The 10330-nt window shown below is 67.0% G+C and carries 11 protein-coding genes; 6 read left to right on the forward strand and 5 right to left on the reverse strand.

The annotated features are described in order from the left end of the window. Positions 1 to 127 precede the first annotated feature (127 nt). Both ACIPIA_RS04340 and ACIPIA_RS04345 read left to right on the forward strand, forming a co-directional pair. Positions 128 to 514 (forward strand): DUF6152 family protein, encoded by a 387-nt coding sequence (locus ACIPIA_RS04340; protein ID WP_400507026.1) that lies wholly within the window; start codon positions 128 to 130, stop codon positions 512 to 514. 78 nt (positions 515 to 592) lie between these two features. Beyond that, positions 593 to 1066, forward strand: a complete 474-nt coding sequence (locus tag ACIPIA_RS04345) for a DUF2214 domain-containing protein (RefSeq protein ID WP_400507043.1) — start codon at positions 593 to 595, stop codon at positions 1064 to 1066. Between the two features lie 426 nt (positions 1067 to 1492). Here the strand turns inward: ACIPIA_RS04345 and ACIPIA_RS04350 are convergent, their stop codons facing one another. From ACIPIA_RS04350 to ACIPIA_RS04370, 5 genes are all read right to left on the reverse strand, one after another. After that, a complete protein-coding gene (locus tag ACIPIA_RS04350) occupies positions 1493 to 1942 on the reverse strand; it encodes an NUDIX hydrolase (RefSeq protein ID WP_400507028.1) in 450 nt (149 codons plus the stop codon). Between the two features lie 126 nt (positions 1943 to 2068). Further along, a complete protein-coding gene (gene nhaA, locus ACIPIA_RS04355; RefSeq protein ID WP_400507030.1) occupies positions 2069 to 3268 on the reverse strand; it encodes a Na+/H+ antiporter NhaA in 1200 nt (399 codons plus the stop codon). A gap of 82 nt (positions 3269 to 3350) precedes the next feature. Next, entirely contained in the window at positions 3351 to 3740 is a 390-nt protein-coding gene (locus tag ACIPIA_RS04360; RefSeq protein ID WP_400507031.1) for a c-type cytochrome, read from the reverse strand. Between the two features lie 87 nt (positions 3741 to 3827). Continuing rightward, complete coding sequence (locus ACIPIA_RS04365) at positions 3828 to 4643, reverse strand: alpha/beta fold hydrolase (protein WP_400507033.1); 816 nt, start codon at positions 4641 to 4643, stop codon at positions 3828 to 3830. Positions 4644 to 4965: 322 nt separating this feature from the next. Then, positions 4966 to 5673: a GntR family transcriptional regulator gene (locus ACIPIA_RS04370; protein ID WP_400507035.1), complete on the reverse strand. Its 708-nt coding sequence runs from the start codon at positions 5671 to 5673 to the stop codon at positions 4966 to 4968. 239 nt (positions 5674 to 5912) lie between these two features. Here ACIPIA_RS04370 and ACIPIA_RS04375 point away from each other — a divergent pair, with 239 nt between their 5' ends. The 4 genes from ACIPIA_RS04375 to ACIPIA_RS04390 form a co-directional block, all read left to right on the forward strand. Beyond that, complete coding sequence (locus ACIPIA_RS04375; protein ID WP_400507037.1) at positions 5913 to 7481, forward strand: ABC transporter substrate-binding protein; 1569 nt, start codon at positions 5913 to 5915, stop codon at positions 7479 to 7481. 110 nt (positions 7482 to 7591) lie between these two features. Continuing rightward, complete coding sequence (locus ACIPIA_RS04380; RefSeq protein ID WP_400507039.1) at positions 7592 to 8584, forward strand: ABC transporter permease; 993 nt, start codon at positions 7592 to 7594, stop codon at positions 8582 to 8584. Beyond that, positions 8574 to 9527 carry an ABC transporter permease gene (locus tag ACIPIA_RS04385; protein ID WP_400507041.1) on the forward strand — a complete coding sequence of 318 codons (954 nt, stop codon included), beginning with the start codon at positions 8574 to 8576 and terminating at the stop codon, positions 9525 to 9527. The genes ACIPIA_RS04380 and ACIPIA_RS04385 overlap by 11 nt, the downstream gene beginning before the upstream one ends. A gap of 32 nt (positions 9528 to 9559) precedes the next feature. Further along, the coding region (locus ACIPIA_RS04390) for an amidohydrolase family protein (protein WP_465246951.1) at positions 9560 to 10330 on the forward strand (771 nt) is incomplete at its 3' end.

A 10330-nucleotide genomic window follows, 5' to 3' on the forward strand; every position in this document is an offset into this window, starting at 1 on the left:
ACCTTACGTCAACTTGACGCCGCGCGCCAGCGCCAACGCAGATGTGATGGGCCGGGTGCAACCCTGCCGTGGCAGGCTGGTTGTCGGGAGCAGCGCCCGCCGGGCGCATTGACCGGGGAGAGGTCGCATGACGACGCTGAACCGCCGCCGCCTGCCGCTCGCGCTGGCCGGCCTTGCCGCCGCGATCGCCGGGCCGGCGCTCGCCCATCATGGCTGGTCCTGGGCCGAGGGCGAGCAGATGACGCTGCAGGGCACGATCCGCCAGATCTCGATGGCGCCGCCGCATCCGATGCTGATGGTCGAGGCGCAGGGCGGGCTCTGGCAGGTCGATCTCGGCAATCCCAGCCAGACCGAGCGCTCCGGCTTCCGCGGCGACACCGCGAAGCCCGGCGACGCCGTCACCGCGCTCGGCAACCGCCACCTCGACAAGAGCAAGCTGCACATCAAGGCGGTGCGCCTCACGATCGCCGGCAAGAACTACGACATGTACCCGGAGCGCATCCGCACGAACTGACGGCGGCCCGAAGGTGGGGGGCGATTCTCGGGGAAGGCCGATGCCCGAGGCGGTCGATGGCACGGGCGTCGCTTCATGATGGCGGCGCTGCTCGAAACGTTCGGCCATTGGCCGGGCGCGCTGTGGCTGCAGCGTTCCGGCACGGCCTATCTCCTCGTCAATGCCGCGCATATCCTCGGCATCGGCCTGCTCGTCGGCGCCATCCTGCCGCTCGATCTGCGGCTGCTCGGGCTGATCCGCGGCGCGCCGCTCGCCGCGCTCGCGCCGTTCCTGACGCGGGCCGCGGGCTGCGGCCTCGCGCTGGCCGTGCTGACCGGCGCCTGGCTGTTCACGGTGAAGCCGCTGGAATATGCGGCGAACCCGGCCTTCCTCTGGAAACTCGGCCTGCTCGCGCTGGCGCTCGCCAATATCGCGCTCCAGCATCGCGGCGGGGCGCTGGCGGCGGCGCTCGCGACGGAGCGCCCGGCGGCGCGGGTGCGGGCGAGCGCACTCGCCTCCTTCACGCTCTGGCTCGCCGTGCTCGTCGCCGGCCGCTGGATCGGCTTCGCCTGAAAAACAATCCCCGGTCTCTCGGACCATGCCTATGCTCGGGGCACCTCATCCGCGAGGGGCAGCCGTCCGGAGGTATGCCAGAGGCAGGATGAGGGGCGGCGCCTGCGGGTGGTGTTACGAACCACTCCCGGGAGGCTTCGGGAACCGCCCTGGGGGTACTACGGCCCCTGTGCGAGGAGCTCGCTGGGAACGGTCGGCCGGTGCTGCGCACCGACGGCCCGATAAGCGCGGCCCGAAGTCCGAAATCGCCGAAGGCGGAGCGCCACGGGGCGTGCGGAAGGTGGCTCAATCCTTCCGCGCCGCATCCTGGCTCAATGGATGCGGCCCTATTACCAATTGCGCCTCGCGGCGCTCCGCTGCCCCTCGAATGCAAACGCCCGCGCGTCGGCGCGGCCGGGCGATGGCGCTTGCTCCGGGCGGACGCGCTCAGGCGGCGATGTCGAGCTGCGTCTCCAGCCTGCGGATGGCGGTGCTGAGTTCGGGCTCGTCGACCAGGTCGGCCGCATCCGCCAGCTTGAACCAGTGCAGGTCGCGCTGGTGCTGCTCGGCGAAGCTGTCGAGCTGCTTCTCGACCTCGAGCAGGTAGAGCTTCACCTCGCACAGCGCGAAATGGTCGCTCATGCGCTTCCAGTAGGTGTAGCGTCCGGCCGGCTCGCGGCTGATGCGGCCGAGCACGCCGGCTTCCTCGAAGGCTTCGCGCGCGGCGGCGTCGCGGTCCTTGAGCCCCTTCATCGGCCAGCCCTTGGGCACGATCCAGCGGCGCGTGGTACGCGAGGTGACGAGCAGGATCTCCGTCGATCCGTCAGCCGCATGGCGGATCGGCATGGCGGCGATCTGCGACCGCTTCTCCCCGGGTTTCCGCTTGGCCTTCTTCATCGACGCTGAACGCTCCTTCCAGTCCGCGAGCCTTCCGGCAACGAATCGGGATGGGCTGCCGAAGCGAATAAATATTGCAACGGGTCATAAAAATGGAAGAGGCGTTCTGCCGAAAAAATGTTCGGATCAGGGTTGTTCCCTGCGAATGTCCTCGCTGGCGGAGAAGCGCAGCACCAGCCAGCCGCAGAGCCCGGCGAGCAGCGAGCCGGCCAGGACGCCGATCTTGGTCTGGTCCTGCAGCGCTTCCGAATACGGGAAGGCGAGCAGCCCGATGAACAGGCTCATGGTGAAGCCGATGCCGCAGAGCAGGGCGATGCCGTAGAACTGGGCCCAGGAAGCGCGCGCCGGCAGGTCGGCCAGCCCGGCGCGGATCGCCAGCCAGCCGAAGCCGAAGACGCCGATCTGCTTGCCGAGGAACAGGCCGAGCATGATGCCGAGCGGCACCGGCGCGGCGAGCGTCGAGAGGCCGAGCCCGCTGAACGAGACGCCGGCATTGGCGAAGCCGAAGACCGGGATGACCAGGAAGGCGACATAGGGGTGCAGCCCGTGCTCCAGCCGGTGCAGCGGCGACTCCGTGTCGTCGGGCCGCGCGGGCGAGGGCTTGAGCGGGATGGTCAACGCCAGCGCGACGCCGGCCAGCGTCGCATGGATGCCGGACCTGAGCGTGAAGTACCAGAGCGCCGCGCCGAGCAGGAGATAGAGGGGGAGGCGGGTCACGCCGAATCGGTTGAGCGCTGCAAGGATGCCGAGCGTCGCCGCCGCGAGGCCTAGATGCGGGCCCGAGATTTCCGCCGTATAGAACAGCGCGATGATGATGACGGCGCCGAGATCGTCGAGGATGGCGAGCGCGGTGAGGAAGACCTTCAGCGAGGCCGGCACGCGCGGGCCCAGCAGCGAGAGCACGCCGAGCGCGAAGGCGATGTCGGTCGCGGTCGGGATCGCCCAGCCGCGCAGGCTCTCCGGCGCGTCGAGGTTGAGCGCGAGATAGATCAGCGCCGGCGCGATCATGCCGCCGAGGGCGGTGAAGCCGGGCAGCGCCCGCCGCGACCAGCTCGACAGCTGCCCGTCCAGCACCTCGCGCTTGATCTCGAGCCCGACGAGCAGGAAGAACACCGCCATCAGCGCGTCGTTGATCCAGTGCAGGACCGACAGGCCGAGTACATAGCTCTTCAGCAGGCCGAAATAGAGCGGCGCCGCCGGCGAGTTGGCGATAGCCAGCGCGAGCGCCGCGACCGCCATCAGCACGATGCCGCCCGCAGCTTCGCCATGCAGGAAGTCCCGCAGCGCTGAAAGGGGTTTCTTCGTGCGGGTCGCGGGGCCGGCCATCAAGCTCTCCTCTGTCACTCGGGCAGAAGGAGATACGACAGGCCGGCGCCCATGGCCAAACTCGCTGACGCCGCAGTGCGGTTCAGAGCTTCTTGCCGTCCTTGTCGAACTGCTTGAGGAAGGCGATCAGGTCCTTGATCTCCTTCTCGTTCTTGATGCCGGCGAAGATCATCTTGGTGCCCGGGATCTTGGCCCGCGGGTCCTTGATGTAGTCGGTGAAGGTCGCTTCGTCCCAGGTCAGGCCCGAACCCTTGTTGGCCGTCGAGTAGCTGTAGGCCTCGACCGCGCCGGAATGCCGGCCGATCAGTCCGTTGAGTTCGGGGCCGACGAGATTGCGAGCGCCTTCGCCGATCTGGTGGCAGGCGCGGCACTTGTTGAAGGAGCGCTCGCCGGCCGCGGCGTCCTGCGCGGCGGCGGGCTGGGCGAGGAAGGCCAGGAGGAGGAGAAGAAGGCTCGGGAGAATCACGCGCATGGACCGGTCTTTCGACTTGGAGGCGTTCTCATTTAGCCTGAAGCCGCACCGCCTCGCATGGGCCATTTCGCCGCGCGGCGGCGTTGCTCAGAGCTCGCCGATCCACTCCGCCACGGTCGCGGTGAAGGCGTCCGGCCGCGACACCGGGAAGAGATGCCCGCCGGTTTCCATGATCGCGCGGCGGCAGCCGGGCAGCGCCGCGGCGAGCGCTTCCTGATGCTGGACCGGCACGACCATGTCGTCGCGCGTGCCGAGGATCAGGATCGGCATCGGCAGCGCCTCGATATCGGCGGAGCCGTCGAAGGCCAGAAGTGCGTTGAGGCGTTCCCGCGTCACCGTTTTCGCGTGCTCGCTGACCGGTGCCGCTTCCAGCGCCGCATCGTAGATGTGCCAGTTCTGCTCGATCCAGCGTGGCTGGTAGCTGCTGAGAACCGAAATCGCGGCATAGGCCTGCGGGTCGGCCTCGAGCACTGCGAGGCGCGCGCCGAACAGCGCGCTGAGGAACCGGCTCGGAGCGATCCAGCTGGCACTGAGGATCAGGCCGTCGACGCGCTCCGGCGCGATCTTGGCGATGGATTGAGCGATGCAGCCGCCGGTCGAATGGCCCAGGACCACGGCGCGGCCGATGCCGGCGGCGTCGAGCACGGCAAGGCTGTCGCGAGCGAGGAGTTCGATGTCGCAGGGCGCGTCGCCACGCGTGCTGCTGCCGATGCCGCGCTGGTCGAAGCGGATCACCTGAAAGGATCGCGACAGCGTTGCGGCGATGTCGCTCCAGAAGGCGGCCGTGCCGCTCAATCCGCTGACCAGCAGCAGGGGCTCGCCATGGCCTTCCTTGAAGGCGTGGAGGACGGCGCCGTCGGGCGTTTCGACCTTGAAGTCGATGATGTCGGTCGTCGTCGTCATGCGTCACCTCGCGGAAGGCGACGCGAGTTGTTGCGCCTGGTGCGCATTGTCCCCGGCATGGCCCCGTCCCTCCCTGAAACTCTAGGTCGCCCACCCCCGGTCGTCCGGCCTTGATCTGGCCGTTGCGACCGCTTCATGGCAGGATGGCGCATCAGCGCCGCCCCCGCCATGGCGTGAGCGCAGGGGGCGGAATGTTCTTGACGCAGGTCAAATAGACCAAAGACTAATTGGCCTGCGTATGGCGCATGGCTTTGTGCGCTTTGCGACCATGAGCGGTGCGAGTGAGGTTTAGTCGCCGGCCCTGTCGCGGCCTTGCCGGCGGTCAGGCCGGGTTCAGGCCTTCACTGAGGGCGTAGGGGGCGAGGACGTCGCGGATGTCGCGCTCGACGCGCGGCGTCAGCAGGGCGCGGGTCACGACGGCGCGCAGGTGACGGTCCATCAGGTCGGCAGCGCGAGCCGCATCGCCGGCGCGCAGCGCCTCGATCAGCTGGCGATGCTCGGAGACGGCGCACTCGCTGGAGTGCGGGCGGCCGTAGATCGCCAGGATCAGCGAGCAGCGCGACGACGCCTCCTGGACGTAGCGCAGCAAGAGCGCGTTGCCGGTCATCGTTGCCAGCTTGATATGGAACTCGCCGGAGAGGCGGATCGATTCCGGCCCATCCTGCTCATGCGCCCGCTCCTCCTGCGCGACATGGGCTTCGAGCTCGGCCGCCTGGGCCGGCGTCAGCCGCTCGGCCAGATTCTCGGCCACGAGGCGCTCAAGCCCGCGCCGGACCTCGAAGACGTCGCGCGCCTCCTCCAGGGTCGGATAGGCGACGGAGGCCCCGCGATTGGGCTTGAGCTCGACCAGCCCCTCGACCGCCAGGCGTCCGAAGGCCTCGCGCACGAGCGTGCGGCTGACGCCGAGCTGCTCCCCGATCGAATCCTCGGGCAGCTTCATGCCCGGCTTCAGCGCCTGTTCGATGATGGCGCGGCGCAGCGCCCTGTATACGGATTCTGCCCGCAGAACCGGCGCGCGACGCTCGCCCATGTCGGCCTTCCCTCGATCCGATCCGATCGTTTTCCGAGGCCTCAATGTCACGATCGCGGGCTCCGATCCAGTTTCCGCTTGTGTTCAATAATCGCATACAATACCTTTCTCATATCGTATGCAAGAATGATCGATGATTGCACACGAAATGGCGAATGAAACGCCAAATGCCTAAAGGGATGGCAGAAGACGATCGGGACTTGGCCGCACGAGCGGCGGTTCGAAAAGGGGAGAGTTCGATGAAGAAGGCCTGGTTGCTGGCGGCCGTCGCCGCGTTCGCGCTCACGGGCGCTGCAGAGGCGAAGACGCTCAAATGGGGCGCGTCGCGCGAAATCGCCTCGCTCGATCCCTACTCCTACGGCGAGACGTTCACGCTCGCCGTCCTGAACCACGTCTATGAAGGGCTGGTGCGCTATACCGGCGATCTGAAGATCGAGCCGGCTCTGGCCGAGTCCTGGGAGACGGTGTCGCCGACCGTCTGGCGCTTCAAGCTGCGCCAGGGCGTCAAGTTCCACAACGGCAACCCCTTCACCGCAGACGACGTCATCGCCTCGCTGGCGCGCGTCACCCACGACACCTCGCCGCTCAAGGGCAACCTCCCGGCCTACAAGAGCTCGAGGAAGATCGACGACTATACCGTCGAGATCGAGGTCAACGGCCCCTATCCGCTGCTCCTGAACGACCTCACCAATATCTTCATCTTCGACAAGGAGTGGATGGAGGCGAACAATTCGCTGCTTCCGACCGATTCCGGCAAGGGCGTGAAGGGTTACGCCACCGACAATGCCAACGGCACCGGCCCCTTCAAGGTCGAGAGCCGGCGTGCCGATTCCAAGACGGTCTTCGCCAGGAACGCGGCATGGTGGGACAAGCCGAAGCACAATATCGACGTCATCGAGTTCACGCCGATCACCTCGTCCTCGACCCGCGTCGCGGCCCTGCTCTCGGGCGAGATCGACTACACCAACGTCGCGCCGTTGCAGGACCTGCCGCGCCTCTCGGCTTCGCCTGATGTCAAGGTGCTGCAGACCAACGAGCTGCGCTCGGTCTTCTTCGCGCTCAACCACGGCGACAAGCTGATCGAGAGCGACGTCAAGGACAAGAACCCCTTCAAGGACATCAAGGTGCGCGAGGCGCTCTACCGCGCCATCGACATCGACGCGGTGCAGAAGCGCGCGATGCGCGGCCTGTCGCGCAACACCGGTGCGCTCGTCGCCCCGGCGATCCCGGGCTACGAGCCGTCGCAGGACGAGCGCCTGCCCTTCGACCTGAACGGGGCCAAGAAGCTCCTGGCCGATGCCGGCTATCCCAACGGCTTCTCGTTCCAGATCAACTGCCAGAGCGACTCGCTGGTGAACGAGGAGGAATTCTGCCAGGCCGTTGCGGCGATGTGGTCGCGCGCCGGGCTGAAGCCCAATCTCAGCATGGCTCCGCGCAGCCAGCAGACGCCGAAGCGCGTCAAGGGCGACTTCGACGTCATCTCCTTCGGCTGGGCCAACGAGCCGATGATCGACGCCTACTCGCTGCTGGTGCAGGTGCTGCACTCGAAGACCGGCACGGGCGGCGTGTTCAACTGGGGCAACTGGGGTGACCCGCGCATCGACGCGCTGATCGACAAGGCCGGCGTCGAGCTCGATACGCCCAAGCGCATCGAGATGATGAAGGAGGCGCTGAAGATCGCCAAGGCCGAGCATCTCTTCATTCCGCTGCATCAGCAGCCGATGGCCTGGGCGATGCGTTCGACCGTCGCGTCCACCGTGCAGGCCTCGGACAACAAGCCGCGGCTCTGGCTGACCGTGATGAAGTGATCGCCTGAGGCGAGCAACCTCCCTCAGCCCTCATCCTTCGAGACGCGAGCCTCCGGCTCGCTCCTCAGGACGAGGGCCGAGGGAACATCGGCTGAATCGGAGTAGTCGAGATGCCGGCCTTTCTTTTCAAGCGACTGCTCAATGCCGCCGGGGTCATGCTGGCGGTGGCCTTTCTCGCCTTCCTGATCTTCCGCTTCGTCGGCGACCCCGTCGAGCTGATGCTGAACGAGCAGGCGAGCCAGCAGCAGCGCGACGAGCTGCGCGTCCGGCTTGGCCTCGACAAGGGCTTCGTGATGCAGTTCGCGACCTTCGTCGGCAATGCCGTGCGCGGCGATTTCGGCATCTCCTACCGCAACCAGCAGGACGTTTTCACGCTGATCTCGGAGCGCTTCCCGGCGACCTTCGAGCTCGTGCTGGTCGCGACCTTCCTGTCGCTGGCGGTCGGCGTCCCCCTGGGCGTCTACACCGCGATCCGACGAGACAGCTGGCTCGCCAAGACGCTTCAATTCGTCTCGGTCCTCGGCGTCTCGCTGCCGAGCTTCGCGCTCGGCATCCTGTTCATCCTGATCTTTTCGGTCTCCCTGCAATGGCTGCCGGCCTTCGGCCGCGGCGAGGTCGTTCAGCTCGGCTGGTGGAGCACCGGCTTCCTGACTGCGTCCGGGCGCAAGGCGCTGATCCTGCCCGGCATCACGCTCTCGCTCTTCCAGATCACGCTGGTGATGCGCCTCGTCCGTGCCGAGATGCTGGAGACCATGCGCACCGACTTCATCCGCTTTGCCCGGGCCCGCGGCCTGCCGGCACGCGCCATCAATTTCGGCCACGCGCTGCGCAACTGCCTGATGCCGGTGATCACCGTCACCGGCCTGCAGATCGGGAATCTCATCGCCTTCGCGCTGGTCACCGAGACGGTGTTCCAGTGGCCTGGTATGGGCATGCTCTTCGTCCAGGCGGTGACCTTCGTCGATATTCCGGTGATGGCGGCCTATCTGATCGTCGTCTCCTTCATCTTCGTCACGCTCAATACGCTGGTCGACCTGACCTATGCCTGGGTCGATCCGCGCCTGCGCGAGGACGCGCTGACGGGAGGCGCGAATGCCCGCTGAGAAGACCCTGTCCGCCGAGACGGTGAAGAAGCCGGGCCGCCTGCGCCGCTTCCTCGACAGCGATATCGGCTGGAGCTTCTGCCACACGCCGGTTGCCTGGCTCTCGGCGCTCGTCCTGGCGCTGCTCGTCCTGAGCGCGCTCTTCGCCCCGCTGATCGCGCCGCAGAATCCCTACGATCTCGCACAGGTCTTCATCGACAAGGCCGAGATTCCGCCGATCTGGCAGGAGGGCGGCGAATGGCCCTTCCTGCTCGGCACCGACCCGCAGGGCCGCGACGTGCTCTCGGCAATCCTCTACGGTTCGCGCATCTCGTTGATCATCGGCTTCTCCGCAGTCGTCGTCTCGATGCTGATCGGTGTCTCGATCGGGCTTGCCGCCGGCTTCTATGGCGGGCGTGTCGACAATCTGCTGATGCGGCTCGGCGATACCGTGCTCTCGATCCCGACGCTGCTGATGGCGATCCTGGTCTCTGCGATCTTCCGCGAGATGCTGCCGCCCGCACTCCGCGAGCCCTTCTCCGCCGTGGTGCTGGTGCTGTCGATCGCTCTGACCAGCTGGGTTCAGTATGCCCGCACCGTGCGCGCGTTGACCATGGTCGAGCGCCGCAAGGAATATGTGCTCGCCGCCCGCATCATCCGCGTGCCGGCCACCCGGATCATGGGCCGCCACATCCTGCCCAACACCATGACGCCGGTGCTGGTTTCGGCGACGCTCAGTCTCGGCCTCGCCATTCTCTCGGAGGCGACGCTCTCCTTCCTCGGCGTCGGCATGCCGATCACCCAGCCATCGCTCGGCACGCTGATCCGCATCGGCAACCAGTACCTGTTCTCCGGCTCCTGGTGGCTCGTCGTCTTCCCTTCGCTGCAGCTCGGACTGATCGTCCTCTCGGTCAACCTGCTCGGCGACTGGCTGCGTGACGCGCTGAACCCGAAGCTGCGCTGACCATCACAAGAAACCGCGAGGATACGCCTGCCATGACTGCCTCCCTCCTGATCCGCAAGGTCCGGCCGAATGCCGGGCCGGCTCTCGATATCCTCATCGAGAACGGCCGCATCAGCCGGATGGCGAAGGACATCGCCGCGCCCGCCGGCGCGGCGGTCGAGGATGGCGGCGGCGAGATCGCCATTCCCGGCCTCGTCGAGGCGCATGCCCATCTCGACAAGAGCCTCTGGGGCATGACCTGGTACGTCAACGAGGTCGGCCCGAAGCTGCTCGACAAGATCGACAACGAGCGCCTGAGCAAGAGGCGTCTCGATCTCGACCCGGCTCGCCAGTCGGCCCGCCAGACCGTCCAGTCCTCGACGATGGGCTCGACCCATACCCGCAGCCATGTCGATGTCGACACCGACCTCGGCCTCTGGGGCGTCGAGGGCATCATGAAGACCCGCGCGGAGTACGCGGAGATCATGGACATCGAGCTCGTCGCCTTCCCGCAATCGGGCCTGCTGCGCCGGCCGGGCACGCTGGAACTGATGCATGAGGCGATGAAGGCCGGCTGCGAGATCGTCGGCGGGCTCGATCCCTGCGCCATCGACCGCGACCCGAAGGGCCATCTCGATGCGATCTTCGGGCTCTGCCAGACCTATGGCCGGCCGCTCGACATCCACCTGCACGAGCCCGGCGAGATGGGCCTGTTCTCGCTCGACCTGATCATCGAACGCACCCGCGCGCTCGGCATGAAGGGCAAGGTCACCGTCAGCCACGCCTTCTGTCTCGGCGCCGATCCACAGCTGGTCGATCCCGTG

Source organism: Allobosea sp. CER48 (assembly GCF_044752385.1).
GTDB lineage: Bacteria > Pseudomonadota > Alphaproteobacteria > Rhizobiales > Beijerinckiaceae > Allobosea.

Bases quoted from the DNA above. Each gene is read 5' to 3' on its own strand.
- ACIPIA_RS04370 (WP_400507035.1), bottom strand. From the start codon at position 5,673: ATGGGCGAGCGTCGCGCGCCGGTTCTGCGGGCAGAATCCGTATACAGG.
- ACIPIA_RS04375 (WP_400507037.1), top strand. From the start codon at position 5,913: ATGAAGAAGGCCTGGTTGCTGGCGGCCGTCGCCGCGTTCGCGCTCACG.
- ACIPIA_RS04365 (WP_400507033.1), bottom strand. From the start codon at position 4,643: ATGACGACGACGACCGACATCATCGACTTCAAGGTCGAAACGCCCGAC.
- ACIPIA_RS04380 (WP_400507039.1), top strand. From the start codon at position 7,592: ATGCCGGCCTTTCTTTTCAAGCGACTGCTCAATGCCGCCGGGGTCATG.
- nhaA (WP_400507030.1), bottom strand. From the start codon at position 3,268: ATGGCCGGCCCCGCGACCCGCACGAAGAAACCCCTTTCAGCGCTGCGG.
- ACIPIA_RS04345 (WP_400507043.1), top strand. From the start codon at position 593: ATGGCGGCGCTGCTCGAAACGTTCGGCCATTGGCCGGGCGCGCTGTGG.
- ACIPIA_RS04340 (WP_400507026.1), top strand. From the start codon at position 128: ATGACGACGCTGAACCGCCGCCGCCTGCCGCTCGCGCTGGCCGGCCTT.
- ACIPIA_RS04350 (WP_400507028.1), bottom strand. From the start codon at position 1,942: ATGAAGAAGGCCAAGCGGAAACCCGGGGAGAAGCGGTCGCAGATCGCC.
- ACIPIA_RS04385 (WP_400507041.1), top strand. From the start codon at position 8,574: ATGCCCGCTGAGAAGACCCTGTCCGCCGAGACGGTGAAGAAGCCGGGC.
- ACIPIA_RS04360 (WP_400507031.1), bottom strand. From the start codon at position 3,740: ATGCGCGTGATTCTCCCGAGCCTTCTTCTCCTCCTCCTGGCCTTCCTC.